This window comes from Pseudomonas sp. PvP025 (assembly GCF_017832155.1).
Taxonomy (GTDB): Bacteria; Pseudomonadota; Gammaproteobacteria; order Pseudomonadales; family Pseudomonadaceae; genus Aquipseudomonas.
Map to the genome: position 1 here is coordinate 1440724 of NZ_JAFIBJ010000001.1, position 21427 is coordinate 1462150.

General features: G+C 59.0%; 18 protein-coding genes and 1 pseudogene. 2 read left to right on the forward strand and 17 right to left on the reverse strand.

All coding sequences use genetic code 11. From position 1 onward, the window contains the following. Nucleotides 1-340 precede the first annotated feature (340 nt). On the forward strand, nt 341-2632 hold the full coding sequence (locus JOE32_RS05790) for a TonB-dependent receptor (RefSeq protein ID WP_209990367.1): 2292 nt from the start codon (nt 341-343) through the stop codon (nt 2630-2632). A gap of 166 nt (nt 2633-2798) precedes the next feature. Here JOE32_RS05790 and JOE32_RS05795 read toward each other — a convergent pair whose 3' ends face one another. The 12 genes from JOE32_RS05795 to JOE32_RS05850 form a co-directional block, all read right to left on the reverse strand. Continuing rightward, a complete protein-coding gene (locus JOE32_RS05795; RefSeq protein ID WP_209982212.1) occupies nt 2799-3923 on the reverse strand; it encodes an ROK family transcriptional regulator in 1125 nt (374 codons plus the stop codon). Between the two features lie 90 nt (nt 3924-4013). Beyond that, nucleotides 4014-4838, reverse strand: a complete 825-nt coding sequence (locus tag JOE32_RS05800) for a hypothetical protein (protein WP_209982214.1) — start codon at nt 4836-4838, stop codon at nt 4014-4016. A 7-nt stretch (nt 4839-4845) separates the two neighbouring features. Beyond that, a complete protein-coding gene (locus tag JOE32_RS05805) occupies nt 4846-5628 on the reverse strand; it encodes an inositol monophosphatase family protein (protein WP_209982216.1) in 783 nt (260 codons plus the stop codon). Next, complete coding sequence (locus tag JOE32_RS05810; protein WP_209982219.1) at nt 5628-6389, reverse strand: glycerophosphodiester phosphodiesterase family protein; 762 nt, start codon at nt 6387-6389, stop codon at nt 5628-5630. Before JOE32_RS05810 ends, JOE32_RS05805 begins: the two co-directional genes overlap by 1 nt. Then, the gene (locus tag JOE32_RS05815) at nt 6386-7507 is read right to left on the reverse strand and encodes an ATP-binding cassette domain-containing protein (RefSeq protein ID WP_209982220.1); all 1122 of its coding nucleotides are present in this window, start codon (nt 7505-7507) and stop codon (nt 6386-6388) included. Before JOE32_RS05815 ends, JOE32_RS05810 begins: the two co-directional genes overlap by 4 nt. Beyond that, nucleotides 7504-8397, reverse strand: a complete 894-nt coding sequence (locus JOE32_RS05820) for an ABC transporter permease subunit (protein ID WP_209982222.1) — start codon at nt 8395-8397, stop codon at nt 7504-7506. Before JOE32_RS05820 ends, JOE32_RS05815 begins: the two co-directional genes overlap by 4 nt. Continuing rightward, nucleotides 8390-9286, reverse strand: a complete 897-nt coding sequence (locus JOE32_RS05825) for a sugar ABC transporter permease (protein WP_209982224.1) — start codon at nt 9284-9286, stop codon at nt 8390-8392. The genes JOE32_RS05820 and JOE32_RS05825 overlap by 8 nt, the downstream gene beginning before the upstream one ends. Next, on the reverse strand, nt 9283-10590 hold the full coding sequence (locus tag JOE32_RS05830; RefSeq protein ID WP_209982225.1) for an extracellular solute-binding protein: 1308 nt from the start codon (nt 10588-10590) through the stop codon (nt 9283-9285). The genes JOE32_RS05825 and JOE32_RS05830 overlap by 4 nt, the downstream gene beginning before the upstream one ends. Nucleotides 10591-10656: 66 nt before the next feature. Further along, nucleotides 10657-11061, reverse strand: coding sequence for a biopolymer transporter ExbD (locus tag JOE32_RS05835; protein WP_209982226.1), 405 nt, complete (start codon nt 11059-11061; stop codon nt 10657-10659). A gap of 1 nt (nt 11062) precedes the next feature. Further along, nucleotides 11063-11752 (reverse strand): MotA/TolQ/ExbB proton channel family protein, encoded by a 690-nt coding sequence (locus tag JOE32_RS05840; protein ID WP_209982229.1) that lies wholly within the window; start codon nt 11750-11752, stop codon nt 11063-11065. A gap of 9 nt (nt 11753-11761) precedes the next feature. Next, complete coding sequence (locus JOE32_RS05845) at nt 11762-12499, reverse strand: energy transducer TonB (protein ID WP_307495779.1); 738 nt, start codon at nt 12497-12499, stop codon at nt 11762-11764. Nucleotides 12500-12636: 137 nt separating this feature from the next. Further along, on the reverse strand, nt 12637-13641 hold the full coding sequence (locus tag JOE32_RS05850; protein ID WP_209982232.1) for a glycoside hydrolase family 68 protein: 1005 nt from the start codon (nt 13639-13641) through the stop codon (nt 12637-12639). 269 nt (nt 13642-13910) lie between these two features. Here JOE32_RS05850 and JOE32_RS25160 point away from each other — a divergent pair. Next, a pseudogene (locus JOE32_RS25160) lies at nt 13911-14042 on the forward strand (DNA primase); the annotation flags it as partial. A gap of 374 nt (nt 14043-14416) precedes the next feature. Here the strand turns inward: JOE32_RS25160 and JOE32_RS05855 are convergent. The 5 genes from JOE32_RS05855 to JOE32_RS05875 form a co-directional block, all read right to left on the reverse strand. Then, entirely contained in the window at nt 14417-16024 is a 1608-nt protein-coding gene (locus tag JOE32_RS05855) for a GMC family oxidoreductase N-terminal domain-containing protein (RefSeq protein WP_209982233.1), read from the reverse strand. 67 nt (nt 16025-16091) lie between these two features. Then, nucleotides 16092-17309, reverse strand: a complete 1218-nt coding sequence (locus JOE32_RS05860) for a mandelate racemase/muconate lactonizing enzyme family protein (RefSeq protein WP_209982235.1) — start codon at nt 17307-17309, stop codon at nt 16092-16094. A gap of 1 nt (nt 17310) precedes the next feature. Next, nucleotides 17311-18630 carry an MFS transporter gene (locus JOE32_RS05865; protein WP_209982237.1) on the reverse strand — a complete coding sequence of 440 codons (1320 nt, stop codon included), beginning with the start codon at nt 18628-18630 and terminating at the stop codon, nt 17311-17313. A gap of 156 nt (nt 18631-18786) precedes the next feature. Next, nucleotides 18787-20211 carry an aldehyde dehydrogenase gene (gene aldA, locus JOE32_RS05870; protein ID WP_209982240.1) on the reverse strand — a complete coding sequence of 475 codons (1425 nt, stop codon included), beginning with the start codon at nt 20209-20211 and terminating at the stop codon, nt 18787-18789. A gap of 143 nt (nt 20212-20354) precedes the next feature. Next, complete coding sequence (locus JOE32_RS05875; RefSeq protein ID WP_209982242.1) at nt 20355-21287, reverse strand: LysR substrate-binding domain-containing protein; 933 nt, start codon at nt 21285-21287, stop codon at nt 20355-20357. Between the last annotated feature and the right edge of the window lie 140 nt (nt 21288-21427).

The window sequence follows — 21427 nt, forward strand, 5'->3', positions numbered from 1 at the left end:
CCAAGTTCTGCACCAGAAAACCGCCAGTTCAGGCGGACTTCGGCTATCGCCTACAAGTCATTCATTTCAATTCAGCCTAACCAACATCACATCCGTTCAGCCGAGCCAATGCGCTCATCAGCCAACGTTACCCATTAGCCAGGCCTGATCGTTCGGGTTCGCAACGTTGGTAATAATTACTACACAATAAGTGTACTAATATGCCCTCCCAGCGGACATTGGGCTTCGCAGGATGCGTCAGGTTGTGCAGTAGACGCGACTGCTTGCCCTGCAGAACCGAGCAACGCCCGCAAACACCGCCCAAGGCAAACGCGTTGGTACTCCTATTTTCTGAGGAAGGCTGTCGATGAGGACAAAATACAATTCCTGCAAGCCAGTTCGCTTGCAGGTAGGCGTCAAACATTGGGTGCCCTTTTGTGCGCTTGGTCTTGTCAGTGCGATGGCTCAGGCGGCAGATACTCCTGACGCCTCCGTCTCGACAGCAACCACCACCCTGGGCACCGTGTCAGTGATTGGCCAGGGAGAAACGCGCCAGGTTCAGCGTGTCGATGAAACAACCGTTAAACGTTACTCCGCAGGCACCAACCCGCTGAAGACCTTGCAGAGCATGTCTGGCGTAAACTTCCAGTCCGGTGATCCTCTGGGCCGTGAAGAGGGCAGCCAGCGCATCAGCTTGCGCGGGTTTGATATGCATCACTTGGGCTACACGCTGGATGGGGTAACGCTGGGGAATATGAGCTTCGGCAACTTCAACGGGCTGAGCATTACGCGCGCCGTCATCCCGGAAAACGTGGGTTCGACCGTTGTCGCCGCAGGCATTGGTTCGTTGGGAACCGCCTCCAACAGCGATCTGGGCGGTACCATCCAGTTCACCACCTCCGACCCGGATAAAGAGTTCGGTGGCCGGTTGTCGCAGACCATGGGCAGCTACGACACCAGCCGCACCTACATGCGCGTCGACACCGGGGAGTACAACGGCCTGTCGGCGTATGTCTCGGGTGAGAAGTACGACGCCAACGCCTGGAAGGGCAATGACAACCCGCAGAAATCAGACGCGATCAACGCCAAGGTTCTGTATAAATTCGGCGACAACCGCATCAGCTTCTTCCACAGCAAGTCGGACCATGAAGAAGCCAACCTGATGTCGCTGTCCAAAAGCATGATCGACCGACTGGGCTACAACTACACCTATTACACGCCCGATTGGACCCGTGCGGTGAATGCCGCTAACGGTATCTTCAGTGGTGGCGTCAAAAGCGCCGCAGAGGGTGTCTACAACGCCAGCAGCTTGCGCTATGACGAACTGGATATCCTGAAGGGCAATTTCAGCCTCTCGGATAACCTGGTGCTGGATACCACCGTTTACCATCACCATAACTCTGGGTTTGGTAACTCGTATTATCCGTTCACCTACAATACCGGCACCTCAGTAATCCCCGCGAACGCATTGCGCAGTACCCAATACGGCATTGATCGAAACGGCTTTCAGACCTCCCTCACCGCGTTCCTGGGCCAGCATGAGGTCGAGGGTGGATTCTGGATCCAGTCCAACAAGAACAATGTCGGTCGCTATCTCTACGACACCACCGGACACGAGCCCCAGAACCATATCGTCACGACCAATGGTTATGGATTATCGGCCACCATATTCGATCAGTCTTACAACGACCTGACGCGTCAGTTCTACTTGCGCGATACGTACACGCTGCTGGACGACCGTTTAAAACTTGAATTCGGTGCCAAAAGCACGGTGACGACCACGACTGCTGAAGGAAAAGTCGGATACGCAAGCGGGTCACTGGAAGCCAGCGATCACTTCCTTCCTCAGTTTGGTGCGACCTACAAGCTTAATGACGAAGATGAGGTGTTCGCCTCTTATTCGCAGAATATGGCTGCCTTCCCTTCCGGGGCCTACAGCCCATTCAGCAATACCCAGGCAGCGGTCGACGCACTCAACGGCTTCAAAGGCCTCAAGCCGGAAACCTCCACGACGATTGAAGCCGGTGTTCGGCGCACGTCCAAGCACTACATTGCCTCGGCCACCGTCTATAACACCCAGTTCGACAATCGCCTGATCGCTATCGCCAACTGCACCGGGATCTTCATCTGCGCCAATGGCGTGGCCAACGTAGGCTCGGTGACCAGCCGAGGTGCTGAGTTCGCCTTTGCTTTGATGCCTGATGAACATTGGCGTTGGTCCAACTCGCTTTCGTATAACCACAGCACCTACGATGACAACTACACCAGCAATGCGCAGACGGTGAATGTCAAAGGCAAAACGGTCGTTGATACCCCCAGGATCATGTACTCAAGCGGCCTGGACTGGAACTGGAACCACTGGAGCGCGGGCCTGCAAGGTACTTACATGACCAAACGTTACTTTACCTACACCAATGACCAGAGCGTGCCCGGTTACTGGTTGGCCAACGCGAACATGGCGTATGACCTGGGGGCATTCGCGGGTTTGAAGGACACGTCCGTTGCATTGAACATGGTCAACTTGTTCGATAAACGCTACATCTCTACGCTGAATACCGATGGCAGTGCGGCCTCCGACCCGAATGGTGACCTGCAACTGTTGCAGGTGGGAACGCCGCGCAGCGCTTTCGTTACGCTCTCAACGCGTTTCTGATTCAGCAAGACGTTTGATGAAGCATGGGTTCACATAAATAACAGTGCAAAAAAGACCCCGTCGCCTTCAAGCGCCGGGGTCTTTTTTTGGTTGGTCAGTCCAGAATCACCACAGCCTTCACCGCCTGGAGCAATCAGCGGCCAAGCACCAGCGTATGCCTGGCTGGCTACAGGAAGAAACGCTCTTTCAGAGGGATCAATGCAGCACCAATGGCGGCGGCATCGCCGTTGCTTTCGGTGAGTAACAACTTGGGCCTGGGGGCGGGCGTTCCATAGCGCGGTGAGCCCCAGAAACTGACATTGTCGATCAGTCGACGCCCGAGTTCGGCAGGCACCTGCCCACCGAATACGATGGCCTGCGGATCGAACAATCCGGTGAGGGTATTGATCAAGCGATCCAGGCCCGGCCGGACATGCTCGACCCACTCTTCGACACCCGGCCAGTTGGCGTCGAACCGATTGCGCAGGTCTTCGATGGAATCAATCTGGATATCCTGCTTGTGCAACGCATCGATCAAGTAGCGCAGCGCCGGGCGGCGCTCGACTTCATCGTGGGTGTACAGCATGATTTCACCAGCATTGCCATGGCTGCCGAAGTACGGCTTGCCGTCAATGACGATGCCGGTACCGAAGCCATAGTTGAACGACAGGTAAATGAAGTTGCTCGCCCAGGCGCCGACGCCGATGAGACTTTCACCGATGGCCCCGGTGGTGGCGTTGTTCTTCAACCAGACCGGCATATCGAGGGCCTGCTCCAGGAGCGGACGCAAGTCGATCAGCGACCAGTCCTGAAGGGGTTCCGGTGCGTTCACTCGCCCTTCGTCGACAAAGTAGCCGGCAATCGCCACCCCGACACCCAGCAGATGATCGCGGCTCAGCGCGTTGCGCTGGAGCATGCGATCAATGACTTTGCTCAGCGCATCCAGGGTCGAATTCAAGCTCAGCGGCGGGGTACGCAGCGTGACCTCTTCGAGGACATTGCACGCAAAATCGGCGATGCAGACGACCGCCGAATCAGTATTAATGGAGATGCCCAGTACATAAACCGCCTCGTTGGCGAGTTCCAGGCGCAAGCTGGGCTGACCGCGGCCGTTTTTGATGGCCTGACCCGTGCGGATGAAGCCCCGGCTGATCAGGTCTTCGATGATCCGGTGCACGGATTGCTGTGCGAGATCCATTTCCGCCGACACGGCGGCTCGGGTGATTCCTCCACTGCGCCGCAAGATATCGAGAATTTTGCGCTCGTTCAGACTGGGGTGGTAATCGCGCTTCAGGCGTTGTTCTGCGTCCATGAGTCAACTATGCAATAAGTAGATTTTCCGGTAGCAGAGCAGTCTAAAGCCTCTTCTGGCCGATGGGGTTGAATTCATAAAATTTTAACGTTACACCCTCGGGACGAGCGCAGAGGCGCCATTGCCTTGGGGGCGGGCCAGGGCAGGCACCCGCGCAGTGCATTTTGCGGCGTTGACGCTTTTATCCACAGCACTGCCAATCAGCACACACCGATCGAGCGGCAGTTCGAGCGATTGCGCCGCCGCCTCATATAAGGTCATTTCCGGCTTGCCGATAATGCGCGGGTTCCAGTCTTCAGGGGCCATGCACGCTTGCAGCGTAGACAGAAAGGCACCGATATCCAGGACTCGATTGCCATACCTGGTCGAATGAAGTGTCTCGGCGCTCGCCGCTACCAAACGGGCACCTTCGAGGAGTGAATCCAGCGCCGTATTGAGCTTGGTATAGGTGATGCGTACGTCGCTCAGCAAGATAACGAGGTCGGCATCCTTGCGAACCAGCTGCAAACCAATCGAGCGCGCATAGCTTTTCATCCGATTGGAGCCCACGACCAGCACATCACCCACGTCCATCGCCAAGGCATCATGCAGAGAATGGGTGCCTGCCAGGATGATGCGGTGAGTCGGCAGCCTGACCCCCTCTGCCGCCAGTACGGCGGCAATTTCATAAGGGAACAGCGTCGAGTTGTTGGACACGAGCGAAACGCTGGACGCTACAGTTTGAAGGAATCTGATGACCGCAGCCTTGGGTTTTCCGTTGTTCGCCAAGCATCGGTCCCAGTCCAGGACAATGCCTTCGCAGGGAGACGCGCACTCTGCCGGATGCGGTGGGGCAGCCCAACGGTTTTCAGCGTGTTGGTACAAAGCCGCGTCGATCGTCTTGGCAAACGATCTGATGGTGGGGATAGCGTTCATGGCGTGTTTATTCTGATAGCGATGTCAGACAGGCTGACAAGACAGGGTGAGCTAGATCACAGAGCTCTTGGGTGCCCGCAACGATAGTGAGTCCGGCTGGCACGGCCAGGCCCTGGGTAGAAATCGCCAGGCCCGCTTCGCTGCACAGCAAACGGCCGGCAGCGACATCCCACAGGCTGGTGTAGCGCTCCACGTAGCCGCTTGTGCAACCCAGCGCCGCGAACCCCAGGCCGATGGTCGCGCATCGGTAACCCGCCACGCCCCAGCCGGCCTGGCGGAACTGCAACTCCAGCGCGCCGATGTGTTCTGGACGCCAGTGCAGGTTTTCGCCGATCGCCGCCACTTTCAGCCCCGCCCACTGAGCAAGTCTCTTAGCATGTATGCCGTTCTTTCTCAGCCCGTAACCTTTGCCGGCGCTCAGCGTGTAACCCAAAGCGGGATAGGCCACTACGCCCACCAGCGACTCGTCGCCCTCCACATAGGCAATGGAAATGCCCCACAAAGGCGAGCCGCTGACGAAGTTGGCGGTGCCATCAATCGGGTCGATCACCCATCCGCGCCCCGGCAGATCACCGCCCATTTCTTCGCCCAGGATCGCTTCGCCAGGAAATTCGAGTGCGAGTTGGGCGCGCAGATACTGCTCCACTTCCAGGTCGGCCGCTGAGACCAGATCTTGCGGACGTTTGACGGTGACCGCCAGCGAAGAGAGGTTCTGGAAGTGGCCCAGCGCAATCTTCGCAGCCCTGGCAGCCAGGCGTTCAGTCTCGTGCAACCGATGCTCCAGCTCCATCACATACCCGCCTGACGGGCGTTGATATCGAGCAAGTTGGGGTAATCGGTGATCACTGACTGCGCGCCCCGGCTTAACAGATAGCGTGCGCGATGTGGGTCATTGACCGTCGCCACTGCAAATTCGACCGCGCTGTCGCGCAGGCGGCTCAGATGGCATTCATTCAGAAAGGGGTCGACCACATGCAGAATCTGGCAGTCATATTCCGCCAGCAGCGTGGCCGGATCGGCCGGTGCGACCAGGCTGGCCAGGCACAACGGAACCTCTTCCCACAGCGCTCGCGCCTTGCCGAGCGCACGGGTCGAAAAGCTCGAGACGAACAGCTTGTGATGGTCTCGCGGCCACTTCTGACGCAGTAAAGGGATGGCCGCTTCGGCGGTCTCCAGGTCATCACCGGTGGTCGGCTTGAGCTCGACCTGCAGGCCCAGCCCCAGACGAATCACGGTGTCAACCACTTCTTCAAAGGTGGGCACGGCAACGCCCGCGTAGGTGCTGGAGAACCATCGGCCAGCATCCAGCGATCGAATATGTTCGAGTGTGTTGAGGACCACCGCGCCCTGCCCGGAGGTGGTGCGATCCAGGGTGTCGTCATGGATCACCACCAGGGCGCCATCACGGGTGAGCTTGACATCGATCTCGACCCACTGCGCGCCCATCCGCGCCGCGAGTTCGATGGCCTCCAGCGTATTTTCCGGTGCGAAGGCACTCGCGCCACGATGCGCAATCAAATTGCTTTGAACGACGCGTGATTTAGCTTTCATAGCGAAACGTTATCCTGAACTAGGGATGAAGAGATGCGTTGCCCGGAGGCCCCATCGAACAACAAGGCCTCGTCGGCTGGGAACCACAGGTTGAGGGTCGAGCCGACGGAGCACGGCTGCGAGTCGGATTGACTGACCAGTACCGGCTGCCCCGCAACCCGGCAATGAATGACACGATGGCTACCCAACTCCTCGACGGCGTGAACGGTGGCACTCACGCCGGGGCTGGCGACTTTCAGGTTCTCGGCACGAATGCCCAGGAACAACGGGCCAGACGTCGCCATGGCGGCCTGTACCTTCAACGGCAGCACTTGGCCGTCGCCCAGGGTCAACACGCCTTCAGGGCTGCACATCACCTCAATAAGGTTCATCGGCGTCGAGCCAAAAAAACGCGCAACAACGATAGAGTGCGGACGTTTGTAGAGCGCATGGGGCGTGTCGATCTGTTCGACACGGCCCTTGTTGAGCACAACGACCCGATCAGCCAGGGTCATTGCTTCGGTCTGGTCATGCGTCACGTAGAGCACGGTGGCGCCGGTGTCCTGATGGATGCGCCGCAACTCTGTGCGCATCTCCTGGCGAAGGCCGCTGTCGAGGTTGCACAGCGGCTCATCGAAGAGCAGCACCGGAGGCTTGCGCACCAGCGCTCGACCAATGGCTACGCGCTGACGCTGGCCACCGGACAACTGCCCGGGCTTTCTTCCCAGCAAGGCGTGCAGCCCCAGTGTGCTGGCGATCGCATGGACCCGCGCTGAGCGCTCTTCCCGGCCGATCCCGGCGAGTTTGAGCCCATAGCCGATGTTGTCTTCGACGGTCATGTGCGGATACAGCGCGTAGTTTTGAAAGACCATGGCGCAATGGCGCTCGCTGGGCGGGCGCCGTGTAACGTCGACACCGCCGATATGGATGCTGCCCGCATCGGGGCTGTCCAGGCCAGCGACCAGACGCAACAATGTTGACTTGCCGCACCCCGATGGGCCGAGGATGACGCTGAACTCCCCGGCGGGGAATTCCACGTCCAGCGCATCGATGATGGCCGGGCCGTGCTTGGTGTAACGCCTGGACAGCCCACTGACACGAATGTTTGGCGCTGCGTTGTCGCATGTAGACCGAGTCATTTACCTACCCCTACAAGCCCCTTCACGAACCAGCGCTGCATCACAGCGATGACCACAATGGGTGGAATCAGACTGAGCAAAGTGGCGGCCATCAGCAGCGACCACTGCGGAAGTTGAGTGGCATCAGCGGGCGCAAAGTTGGCGGCCCCCAGTACCAGCGTGCGCATGTTGGTGCGATTGGTGGCCACCAAGGGCCACAGGTAGTCCTTCCACGCCGAAATGAACACCAGGGTGCCCAATGCGGCGAAATTGGTTTTCGACAGCGGCAGCAGAATGTCGACGAAAAATCGCCAGGGGCTGGCGCCATCCATGCGTGCGGCCTCTACCAGATCGGACGGCAGCGTCTTATAGAACTGTCGGAACAAAAAGGTGCCTGTCGCCGACGCGATCAGTGGCAGAGCGAGCCCGGGATAGGTGTCCAGCACGTTGATATGCGGCACAGGGATCGCCCCTATGCCCAGCAGGTCGAGCAGCGAGCGCAGTGGCCCCAGGAGGTCGCCCGCCACTGCGTAGGTCGGGATAATCCTGATCTCCAGCGGTAACAGCAGTGTGCCGAGGACCGCGACAAAGATCAGCGATTTGAACGGCGTCCTGAAATACACCACTACAAATGCGGTCAGTGCCGAGAGCGCCAATTTGCCGATCACCACCAGGCCCGTCACGATCAGGCTGTTGCCCATCAACGTGACCACATCGAGCTTGTGCAGGACCTCGCCAACGTTGACGAACAGTTGGTTGCCTGGCAGCCAAGGCATTCCGTGGGCAAGAATCTGTTCGTTGCTGACCGACGCTGCGCAAAGCGCCAGATACAACGGACCGAGCGCAAACAGCGCGCCCAGAAGCAGAAGGACATAGGCCAGCGCCGTCGATAGCGGGTGACGTTCAACCATGGTGTTCTCTCCGGCGATTGCGCCAAGACAGGTATCGATACTGAGTGACACTGAGCACGACGACCACCACCAGCATGAGCACCGACAGGGTCGACGAACCGGCCAGATCGATGCCGACAAAACCATCCTGATAGATCTTGAACGCCAGGATTTCAGTGGCATTGCCTGGCCCGCCGTGCGTCAGCCGGTCGACCAGGCCAAAGCTGTTGGACAGGCTGTCCAGCAACCCGACCACGAACACGAAAAACAGATAGGGCGCGACCATCGGCAATTGGATGTCACGCAACCGCTGCCATGGCGTCGCGCCATCGAGTGCCGCCGCCGCCAGGCAATCCTCTGGCACTGACTGCAGGCTCGCGACGATCATTACGATGTTGAAGGGCAACTGGCACCAGGCGTAGGCAAACACCAATAGCGTCATCGCCTGCCATCCTTTGGCAGACGGCGCCCAGGCTTCGGGGACCAGGTGATTGATCCACGCCAGCGGGCCGAAGATCGGATTGGCCAGCACTTGGAAGATAATTCCAAGGGTTGCCCCCGAGACCGCATAAGGCCAGATCAGCACATTGCCGAAAATCTTGTACCCGCGAACTTTCAGTTGCAGGCAGGCCCCCAGCGCCAGCGCCAGGCTCAATGCAAGCAGCGTGCTGCACAGGCTGAAGACCAGGGTTGTGCCCAGCGATGAGAGTACGCTTGGGTCGTGAAGGACCCTGACGTAGTTGGCGAGCCCCGCAAAGATTTCGCTGCCGCCAAACGGCTGCACGTAATGAAACGACCACCAGAACGCCTGCACGGTCGGCCAATAGAAGAACAGCAGAACCGCCAGCAATTGAGGCAATGCGAGTAACAAGGGCAAGAAGCGCTGGGAGAACTGCGCGTTGTGGCTCATGGATTGACGCCTTTATCCGTCTCGCGGGGGCCGTAGGTGTTCTCGAACACCCGCAGCAATGAGTCGCCCTTCCCCGCCGCCTGGTGCAACGCAACGTCCATGGGTTTCTGCCCGGCGAGTGCGCTCCATACCGCCTGTTGCCAGGCGAGCCGCAGCAAGGTGGTAAACCCCGGACGTACCTCAAACGCCGTTGTTCGGTCACCTCGTGTCATGGCGTTAAGACCCACCACGGTCGCACTGTTGGCAGGTAATTGCGCCAGGTACGCTGTGGCCGCGCCCTGCGTCACGGGCAAATAACCGGTTGCGTCGCTAAACAACGTTTGTATCGACACATCACGCAGAAACATCAAAAACTCGGCGACTGTCTGGTATTGCGCATCGCTCTGCCCGCGCAACACCCACAACGCCGCACCGCCCGGGAGCGAAGCCGCACGTTGCTGACCGGCGAACACCGGTAAAAGGTTGGCTTTCACGTCACTGGGATCAACGCTGTAGATCAGCTTGGACGCGCCGGTCGAACCCAGCAGCAGCGCGCAGTCCCCGGCGGTGAACGCCAACTCCTGACCGCCGCTTCGGGTGGCGGCCTGATCGATCAGCAAGCCTTCAGCCATCCACTGCTCGACCTCTTCCATAAGGCGCAGGTGCAGGCCTTGGTCGAATGCCCAGTGCGTTGCGTCCTTACTCAGCAATGGCGCACCCATGACCGCGCTGCTTTGTTCGAGCCAGACCCAGGGGCCTAAATCCGTCACTGCGGGGCATTTGCTGCCATGCGCCTTGAGGGCAACCAAGGCCGTGCCAAAGGCTTCCCAAGTCTCTGGGGCTTGAGTTATCCCGGCTGCCGCGAGTTGATCGGCGTGGCTGTAGAGCACTGCAGTGGACGTTGCAAATGGCTGTGCCCAGACGTTACCGTCGGCATTGCTGTAGTAGGCGGCGACGGCGGGTAACAACGGATCGTCAGACACCTTGTGCTGTGATTGCAGGAACCCATCCAGGCCCAGAACTGCTCCGCTATCGAGCATTTCCGGCGTGGCGACATCATAGATTTCAACCAGTGCCGGGGCCTTGCCCGAGCGGTAGGCGGCCACGGTCTTTTGCAGGTTCTGCTCATAGGAGCCCTGAGCAATGCAACGCATTGGCAGCGACTGCGGGTGAGTCGAGTTGAAGCGCTCGCAAATGTCCTGGATCGCCGCCCCGGCCGCGCCCGAGTGGCCATACCAGAATTCGACGTCAGCATCGGCGGCGTAGGCCTGGCCGGCACCCGCCACCCAAACGATGGCCGCCGATAAAAGTGATCTGAAACGCATTGTTTACACCGCTGAAGTGAGTACTGGTTAGCGTCAGTAAGGTGTGCGGCTCATGCAGCTTTCGCCTTACTGGCTTTGCGTAATCACCGACAGCCGAGTGATCTCTGCCTTCTGCACGAGCGCCAGCACCTGAGCAACGCGGCCGTACCCCGTCAGGGTGTCGGCACGTAACGTCAGCGAAACCTCGGGGTCCCTGGTTTTGAGGGCAACCAACGCTTGCTCCAACTCATCAAGCGGCTCTGCTTTGTCATCGATGAACACGCCGCCCGCCGCGTCGATACTGATCGCCACCGGCTTGCTATCGTCCAGCGCCTGCGTGGCGACGGTCTGGGGCAGATTCAGCGGGATCGCATTGTTCAACAATGGCGCCGTTACGATGAATACAACGAGCAGTACCAGCATCACATCGACCAAGGGCGTGATGTTGATATCGCTGATGGTGCTCTCGTCATTGCTCGTGGTGAAGGCCATCTCAGGCTGCTCCGCTCAGTTGGCGCTGGGTCTCGGTGGCGTGCCCGTCGCCGAGCTCAAAGCCATGACGTTGCGCGCGGTTCATGAGGTTAAGGGCGAAGCTCTCGAGATCGGCAATCATCAATTTCAAGCGACGACCGAGGAAGTTGTAGGCCAATACCGCAGGCACGGCGACCGCAATACCGATGCCAGTGGCGATGAGCGCGTCGCCGATCGGGCCCGCGACCACAGCGATGCTGGCTGACTTGGCGGTGCTGATCGCTTGCAGCGCATGGATGATCCCAAACACGGTGCCGAACAACCCGATAAAGGGTGCAGTGCTGCCAATCGAGGCCAGCACGATCATTCCGTGTTCCATCAAATGGCGTTCGCCGTGAATCTGCTTCTGCAGGGAGCGTTCGAGCACTTCCTGACGGCTCCAGCCGTCAACCGGGCAAGGCCCTTCGCGGCCTTTGCTGAGCGCCAGGTGCGTGGCGTTGGCCAAACGCGCCAGTTGCCCCTGGTGCTCTTCTGCGGTCACGGAGGTCTTGAAGCTGGCGGTCGACCAGAAGCGTTCGGCGTACCGTTGGTTCTGGCGGCGCAGTTTTACCAGTTGAATCCATTTGGCAATCAGCACAGCCCACGTGGCCAGCGAGAACAGCACCAAAATGCCCATGGATGCCTGGTGAATCAGAGTTGAATAATCGTTCATGGCAAAACCTCAACGAGATAGTTTGAACTCAAGCGGCACGGTGACCCAGCCATCAATGGCGGTATCGCCCCGTTTAGCGGGAATGAAAGTCCACTGGCGAACGGCGGCCAGTGCCGCCTCGTCCAGCGCAGGAGAACCGCTACTGGACGCGATCTCCACGGTGTCGGGTCGCCCATTGGGCATAACGTGCACGCGTAATTGGGCGGTACCTTCCTGGTGTCTGCGCGCCGCCGCCGGCGGATACGCAGGTGCCGGGTTATTCAGGTAGCCCGCTCGCCCCACCGGGCCGGTGACCGGCAACGACGCGGTGGGTTTGGGCGCGGGCGTTGCAGTGGCACTGGGCGTGACAGCTTTTGCGGGCGCATCACGTGACGGCGCAGGGGCGGCGACTTGCCTGGGCTCGACAGGTTTGGGCGTTGCCTTGGCAACAGGCTTGGGCGTCGGACGCGGCTTCGCTACAGGCGGTGGTTCCACTGGAGGTGGCGGCGGGACAGGCGTCGGCTCTGGCTTAGGCGCCTGCACGGGTGCTGGAGGCGGCGGCGCAACCATCTGCATCGCAATGGCGAGGGGCTTGGTGGGCACCTCCAGTGGTTTGGACGGTCGATCGGTTTGCAACCAGACCAGCAGCGCGATGTGAGCGCCTACGGCCACCCCCACCCCCACCCCAATCACATACACCTGCCATCTGACGGCGGGGCGGTTGGCGTCGGGTATCGGCAGCGCAGCAAATACCGCTGGCGACAACATTGCACCCGTGGCAGGCCTTCCCCGAAGCAATGGCGGGCGGCGCGATAAAAAATGCGAAAGCATGGCAATACCCATCTGTGAACAACGTGCGTAGCCGTTATTGGAGGCGGAGAACATATTACTACGCTTAATGTGTATTAATTATGACGTAGCGGCCGCTCCAGGTCTTCGCGACCATCGGACAGGCGCAGGCGACCGTCATCCAGCACCGTGAGCGGCATCGGATCGGTGATTTCGCCGATGAATGAACCGGTTTCATCATGGTTACGAAAAGCCATTAGACAAAGGCTGCCCCGGCCATCGACCAGCAGCTTCCCTGCGTACAGGCTGCAATGCGCGTCACCCTGCAGAAAATCCTCTTCCGGCAGGTGCCAGGGGCCCAGCGGGTGCTCGGCCATCAGGTAATGGATGCCACCCTGCTTGCCTTTCATATGGCGTTCGGCGTGGACCGGGTCAATGTGGGTATGCGCAACGCAAAACACGCAATACCAACGTCCCTGGTATTCCATAGGCTGGGGCACCTCCATGTGCCCGTAGCGTTTGGAGCGGAAGATCGGCGGACCTTGCTCCCAATGCCGAAGGTCAGGAGAGCGCGCGTGCCCGATGACTCCACGAGCATTGCGCTCACCCTGTGGCTCACGCGCGGTGAAAAACATGTGCCAGCCATCGCCCTTCGGATCGGGGAATACCCACGGATCACGGAAGGCCTGCTCATACCAAATGTTTAGATCCAGTGACTCGTAGTAGCGCAGGTCGGCCTGCAGAAGCGGCGTTTCGGTGGGGCGGCGCCACACGATCAAGTCATCGGAACAAGCGACGCCGATACGCTGTACGCAACCGTCTTCGGCCTTGCTGGTGCCGGTATAGAACATCATCCAGTGCCCCGCTTGAGCGCGAACCACGCAGCCCGTCCAGGTGGTGTAATCGTCCCAACTGGGCGTGGCGGCTGGCCAAAGCGCGTCGGGCAGAATCTCCCAGTTTTTCAGATCCACAGACCGCGCATGTCCGATCCGCACATTCCAGTGGCGCAGGTTGGGATCGTCCAGGCTGCGAGGGGCAGATAAATAGAACAGATGTGTGTGGTCACCGTCCTGGACGAACCAGAAGTCCCACACCCAATGCTCAGCCAAAAATAACGCCATCAATCACTCCAAAAACATTACTACTCTTTATGAGTTATATTCTGGCGCAGTATTGTTTCGTTTTTGTTGCGGTGCGTTGGTCATTCGGCTTCCGCTTGAGATCACAAGCGCCACACTGGCAAATACGCAGACTCCCTTAACGGTTGAGATGAGCTTTGCAGCACGCATAGCCACAAACCAGAGGCCTAGTGGTGGTCAGCGCGCGAAAAGCTATGAGCGCTGTTGATGCTATGGTCATGGGAAAGTAGTGAGCAGTGGCACCGTGAAATGCAGATGTCGGCCAATAGCGGCTACGTGCCTATGCCGGTATGCAGGGGGAGTTGCGGTACGCGCGCTACATCGACTCCTGGCTCGGCCTGCAGGGGGCTGAAAGACGCGCGATCTTTCGTGCCAGCGGAAATGGTGGAACAATCTCGCACGGATCTTTAGAGCAAGCGCTTGGCCCACGACTGTTCTCGCTTTCGTAGGCGTAAAAACACTTAAAAATAAAAAAGGGTGGCAAGATAAAATATCGCAACCCCTTGAGTTATATGGTCGGGACGGAGTGATTCGAACACTCGACCCCTAGCCCCCACCTTCTTTTTCATCCTTCTTGAAAGCTTTCAAAATTTTGCTCTGGATTTTTCCAAGCGGGTATTTACTTGAGCTCCCGCGGTGTTCTGCTCCACGAGAATGCAGTAACGTCCATTAAGAGCCGGTGTTTTTGTGGGGGTAAACGTAGGGGATATCCGCTCTATAGCCAGCTCCAACGTTTTTCGAGCACTTTGGCAACGAATCAGGCGTCCTGCAAAATCAGGTCGGCGCCCTTCTCCGCCACCATCAGCACTGCGGCGTGGGTATTGCCGCTCGTCACATTGGGAAAAATCGACGCATCGACAATGCGTAGACCCTCGAGACCATGGACTTTAAGCCGTTTATCGACCACTGACGTCCGTACATCCGCCCCCATCGCGCACGAGCCGCACAGGTGATAGATCGAACCGCTGTTTTCGCGAAAGTACTGCAGCATCTGTTCATCGCTTTCGACCACCGGCCCCGGTAGGACTTCTGCAACCGTGATGCTTTTCAAGGCCGGCGCCTGCATGATTTTGCGCATCAGCCGACTGCCCTGGATCACTTCGTCGATGTCCTTTTGTGTGCTCAGGTAATTGGGATCGATCAGCGCAGCGTCTCGAGGGTTATTCGACTGGATCTCGATATGCCCACGACTCGTCGGCCGGCACGGGTTGAAACATAGCAGGAAGCCGGAATACGGCTCTGGCTTGAGGCTGGCCTTGTTGTTTTTCGGGATCTGGTACGACAGCGGATTGAAGTACAGTTGCAGGTTCGGGTTGGCCTGCGACTCGTCGCCACGGAAGAACCCACCGGCCTGGTTGACGCTCATTGCCAAGGCACCCTTGCGGGTCAGCAGGTATTTAAGGCCGAGCTTGAACTGCCCGAACAGCGAGCTGAGCTGGTCATTAAGCGTCGCAATGTTGGCCTTGTAGTAGTAGCTGACGCACAAGTGATCCTGAAGGTTCTGCCCCACTGCCGGCAGGTGTTTGACTAGCGGGATCTGGTGCCTGGCCAGCAACGCCTGATCGGCGACACCGGATAGTTGCAGAATCTTCGGTGTGTCAACGGCACCGGCGCAGAGGATCACCTCCTTGCGCGCCTGGAAGGTGCGAACCACGCCGTGTTGGGTCACGGAAATACCGCTGGCCCGCTGGTTCTCGAACAATACCCGATCCACCAGTGCGTAATGCTCGACCGTCAGATTCGGGCGACTGAGTGCGGGATGCAGATGCGCAAAACTACTGGAACTGCGCTGGCCGTCCTTGGTGTTGACATCGTAGATACCCGAGCCTTCGAAGTTCGGCCCGTTGAAGTCGTCACTCTGCGGGTAACCGAGTTCATCGCACCCCTTGAGGAATACATCGCAGATTGGATGGGTCTCTCCCTTCATCGGAGTGATGCTGATCGGGCCGCTGCCGCCGTGGTATTCGCTTTCGCCCAACGGGTGATTTTCCAGTTTGCGAAAATACGGCAACACGTCCTTAAAACCCCAGCCATCGTTTCCGTTGGCGGCCCAGTCGTCGAAGTCATGGGCCTGGCCACGGACGTAGACCATCGCATTGATCGAGCCGGAACCGCCCTGGACCTTGCCGCGCGGGGCATAAATTTCACGGTTGTTGAGCTGCTTTTGCGGCTGGCTGTAGTACATCCAGTTGAAGGTCGGGTTGTAATACATCTTGGCGAAGCCGACCGGGATCTTGAACCACAGCGAACTGTCCTTGCCGCCCGCTTCCAGCAGCAGCACCGTGTATTTGCCGCAGGCCGATAGCCGGTTGGCGAGGATGCAGCCGGCCGCGCCTGCGCCAGCGATGATGTAGTCGTATGTCATGCACGGTTACCGCGTAAGTCGTTATTGGAAAACACCCATTCCCGCAACTGAAAGACGGGAAATACCGTCAGCCTCTGGCCGGCGATGTGTCTTTGACGTCTGCCGGGGCCGGCGCCATTTGCAGGTGCAAACGCTCACCGGTATAGGGCGAATGCCTGCGCACCACGTCCATGTTCAGCTCCACCCCAAGGCCCGGCTCGGTGGACGGGATGATGTAGCCGTCCTCCCATTGCAGCGGCTTGGTCAGGACTTCGGCGTGGAAACCGCCCCAGGTCATGATGCTTTCCTGGATGAGGAAATTCGGGGTACAGGTTGCCAACTGGAAACTCGCCGCCGCGCCAATCGGCCCGTTATAAAGGTGCGGTGCGATCTGCGCGTAATAGGCCTCAGCCATACTCGCGATTTTTTTGGCCTCCAGTAGCCCGCCGCAGCGGGCGACGTTCATTTGTAGAATCGACGCACCGCCGGCCTGCAACAGCTTGAAGAATTCGTACTTGGTGGTCAGCCGCTCGCCCGTAGCAATCGGAATGGTGGTCTTGGCCGCGACTTGCGCCATCGCCTCCTCCTGCCCCGGTGGCACCGGCTCTTCAAACCACAACGGGTCGTACTTCTCCAGGCGCTTGGCCAGGCGAATCGCCGAGGACGGGACCATTTGCCCGTGGGTGCCGAACAGCAGGTCGCACTTGTCGCCCACCGCTTCGCGGATCTTTCGGCAGAAGGTTTCGCAGCGCTCCAGCACTTCCAGCGAAATCTGGTGCCCGGAGTACGCGGTGTACGGCCCGGCCGGGTCGAACTTCACGGCGGTGAAGCCTTTATTCATGTTTTCTATGGCGCATTCGGCAGCCAGGTCCGGGTCATCGTAGTCGTACTCACCCTGGCTGTTGACCGGGTACAGGTAGGTGTAGGAACGCAGACGCTCATTGACCTTGCCGCCAAGCAATTCATAGACCGGCTTGTTCGCCGCTTTGCCGATGATGTCCCAGCAGGCCATCTCCAGGCCGCTGACCACGCCCATCATGGTCAGGTCGGGACGCTGGGTGAAACCGCTCGAATAAGCCTGGCGAAAAAAGCGTTCGATGTGATGCGGGTCGTGGTTGAGCAAGTAGCGTTCAAACACGTCTTCGATGATCGGCAGCATGGCTTTGGGGCCGAAGGTCGCAGCGTAGATTTCGCCGACACCTTCAATGCCACAATCGGTCTTGAGCTTGACGAACAGCCAATACATGCCGCCGATGTGCGGTGGCGGTACGGCAACAATATGGGTTTCAAGGGCGACGATTTTCATCTCAGGCACCTGTTTTTTTCGAAGATTGACGATTGATACGCGCGCGCAAGGTCAGGGCCGCGAGGGTCCCGATCACGCCGACGGAGGCGATGTAGCCGAAATACAGCTTGTAACCAAGGGCCCCGGGGAAGTGTTCGGTGAGGTAGCCGTTGATCAATGGAATGAAGGCGTCCGGCAGGTAACCGACCACCGAGACAATGCCGATGGCCAGGCCGGTAATGCGCAGCGGAATGTTGCAGGTGTCCAGGATCGCCCAGTACAAACCGCGAATCGCATACGTCATCAGGCCGATGAAGATCACCGTACCGACCAGCAGGCCCATGCTGTTGAGCGCCGGGAATACGATCAGGCCGACCATCGCCAACGTCGCCAGAAACAGCGCCACGATCAGCACCGAAATGTTCGAGAACTTGTCACCGAGCCAGCCGCCACCGATACCGCCAATCGGGCGCATCCACAGCTTGATGGTGGTGATGGTGCCGGCCATGACGGCGGTCATGCCGCCGCCCTGCAAATAATCGGAGAAGCTGTAGGTCGCCCAGAAGATGTGGTAACCGCAGAACACGATGGCCGTCACCAACCACAGCTCCGGAATTTTCACCAGCGTCGTCAGGTCACTGAGCAGATTGTACTTGCCCTTCTCCACTGGCGCGGTGTCCTCCATCGACTTCGGGTCCTTGATCAGCACCAGCACACAGCCGATGGCGATACAGGTGAAGGCGTAGAGGTAGACCACGTGCTTGAAACCTTCAGCGGCGGACTCGCCACGGGTTTCAGTGGCGAACGCGAACAGCCCCAGGGCGACCGTTGCGAGCAACGCCTCGACCAGACCGCGACCGCCGTCAAGGATGCCGAAGAACCGACCCTGTTCAGTCTGATGAGCAATCATCTTCACCCGCTTGAGCACCGAGGCCCAGAACGTCAGGCCGGTGGTCAGGCCCCAGCAACCGAAGATGATCATCAAACCGGCCATCGACGGTGCCGTGGAGTACCAAAGCCCCAAGGCTCCGGTGGCCACCAGCGAAAAGAAAATCAAAAACCGTGGCGCGATCCGGTCGGCCAACCAACCGCTCGGCAAATAGCTAAGCAGGAAAATCGTCCCTAGCATGGAGTACAGATAACCCAGCTCGCTGTGGTTGATCTGGAACACCTCAAGCATGGTGGTCTGGTAAACCTGCCGCAGGTACAGGATCGGGTAGATCGCCCCGGCGGCCAGCACCAGCAGCATTAACTGGACGTAGCGACTTCCCGTGTCACTGTGGCTTTTTGCACCCGCGCTCGAACCCTGAACAGCGGCAACAGTGGTTGCAGACTTGGACATCTGTAAGACCTCGGGCAGCCCGGTGGTCCGGGCGCCCCAATAATTGTTTTTATAGGTTTGGAGCAGTAGCAAGCGCAAAGCTACAAGCGGCAATTCAGAGCCGGCTGCCGTTCGCTTTTACTTGCCGCTTGACGCTTGGAACTTGTAGCTGCCGGTCTAGTACTTCATCACCACGAGTCGGGTCTGGGTGAATTCGAGCATGCCGTGCTTGCCGTCATCACCGCCCAGGCCCGAGCGTTTCCATCCGGCGTGGAAGCCCTGGTAGGGGTCGGCCGGGGTCCGGTTGATGTACAACTCGCCGGCCTCGATGGTGTTGGCGACTTTCAGGGTGGTGCGATAGTTCTCGGTGTACAGCACCGACGACAGGCCGAACTGATGATCGTTGGCCATGGCCAGCGCTTCTTCGATGTTGCGGTACTTGAGCACGGGCAGCACCGGGCCGAAGATTTCTTCCTGGATGATTTCCATGTCCTGGCGACAGTTGCTTAAAAGCGTCGGCGGGTAGAAATGACCGTTGCCCTCAGGCATAAAACCGCCTGTTTCCAGTACCGCACCGTCGGCGACGGCACGCTCGACCATGGCGTGGATGTTTTGCCGCGAGCTTGCGTTGACCAATGGACCCATCAGGCTGGCGTCGGTGGCGCGGTCGCCAAACTTCACGGCGCTGATTTTGGCTTTGAGCAACGCGAGAAATTGTTCGTAGACACTCTCCTGCACATAAACCCGCTCCACCGCCGTGCACAACTGACCGCAGTGAGTAGTCTTGGACGCGACGATAGCGCTGGAGGCAGCTTCAAGGTCAGCGTCGGCTTCAATGATTGCCGGGGTTTTGCCGCCCAGTTCCAGGGACGGCTTGGCGATGTTGGCCTTGCAATAATCGAGCACGATGCGCCCGGCGTTGACGCTGCCGGTCAGGGTAATCAAGCCTACGGCTTTGTGGGTGCAGACCGTTGCGGCGGTGGCATGGTCCATGGTCAGTATGTTGACCACGCCGGCCGGTAAACCGGATTGCTGCACAGCCTTGGCGATTTCAAACGCGGAGGTCGGGGTGTTGTTACTTGGGCGCACCACCACGGTATTACCGGCAATAAGCGCCGGGGCGATTTTGCGCAGCAAGGTGTAGACCGGGTAGTTGAACGGAATCAGGCAGGCGACCACGCCAATCGGCTCGCGGTGCAGGAAGAGGTTTTCATTCGGGGTATCGCTGGGGATAATCTCGCCTTCGATCCGCCGCGCCCATTCGGCGTGGTAACGGGTGATTTGCGCGGCGTAACGGGCTTCGTTGCTGGCGTCGCTGACACTTTTGCCGGACTCGGCGGCCAAGGCGGCACCGATGCTCTCGGCGCAGGCCTCCAACGCGTCAGCGAATGAGCGCAAGTGCTCGGCGCGTTCGATGCTGGTGAGCTTGCCCCAGCGCTTCTGGGCGGCGGCGGCAGCCTCGACGGCGGCGGTTGCTTCAGCGCTGGTGGCGGCCGAGACCTGACCGACCAAGGCTTCGGTGGCCGGGTTGTAGACCGCAATCAGCGCATCGCTGGCAGGCTCAATGAAGTGACCGTTTACAAAGTTTCGCTCAAGTCGCATGTGAATCGCCCATCGTTGTTTTTATCCAGTTCCCGCAGTTTTGGCATCCTGATGGGCTTGAACAAACGATTTATTGAGCGGGGTAACATTCAAAAAATGCAGGTTACGCGAGAAGTCATCAGATTTCCCGTGAAGGTTGGGGGTTAACCGGCGGCGGTGGAGGGTTCGAGCTGCCTTTGCGCCAACCAGATTTCCTCCTGCAACCACTGGCTGAACACCTGCAATTGCGGCATCAAGGTCTGCTCCGGCCGAGTCACCAACCAGTAGGATTGATGCCCTTCCACATGCACGTTCAGTACTTGGGTCAACTGCCCGCTGGCCAGCTCCGGGGCAACCATGTTCCAGTCGGCAATGGTGATGCCCAAGCCGTCGGTGGCCGCACGAATCGCCAGGTCCAGCAGGTCGAATTCATAACCGCCCTGGGTATCCACGCCGCTGATTTTCGCCGCGTCGAGCCAGTGTTTCCAAGTCAGATATCGCTGGTCTTCCCTGGCCAACACATGCAGCAAGGTCAGGCGATTAAGGTCGATGCCGCGCTCGCTCCACTCCCGCGCATACAAGGACGGAGCACACACCGCAATGTGCCGTTCCTGGAGCAGCAGCGAGCTGTCCAGCCCATCCCATTCGCCATCGCCAAAGCGGATCGCGCAGTCCAGGGTGCTGGTTTCCGCCAGGCTGTCCTGCAAACGCGTGGTGATGCTCAGTTCCAATTCGGGGTGTTTCTCCCGCAGCCGTCCCAGGCGCGGCATCAGCCAGCGGTTGGTGAACGTTGGCGGTGCGTTGATGTGCAGGCGATTGGCGTGGGACTTCTGCTGGATGCTACGCACCGTCAGCTCGATTTTGTCGAAGGATTGATGCAGCGCCCGCAGCAAAACCCGGCCGGCGCTGGTCAGTTCAAGGTGGTGATGCCGGCGTTCCAGCAGATTTTCGCCGAGCTGTTCTTCGAGCTGGCGCACCTGACGGCTGACGGCACTTTGCGTGACGTTGAGCAGCTCCGCCGCCCGGGTAAAACTGCCGGTACTACCGGCCACTTCAAAGGCTTTGAGCGCATTGAGCGCGGGCATTTTGCGTTTCATGAACAGGACTCGCGCTGGGGCTGACGAGCCACAAGCATCCCACGGCTTGCGGGAAATTTCCTGAGTAACATGCATTTTTGTGTTGTGCGGGCCGATTGCCTTGCTCCCTCGCCACAGGTAATTGGCAATATTCAATGACG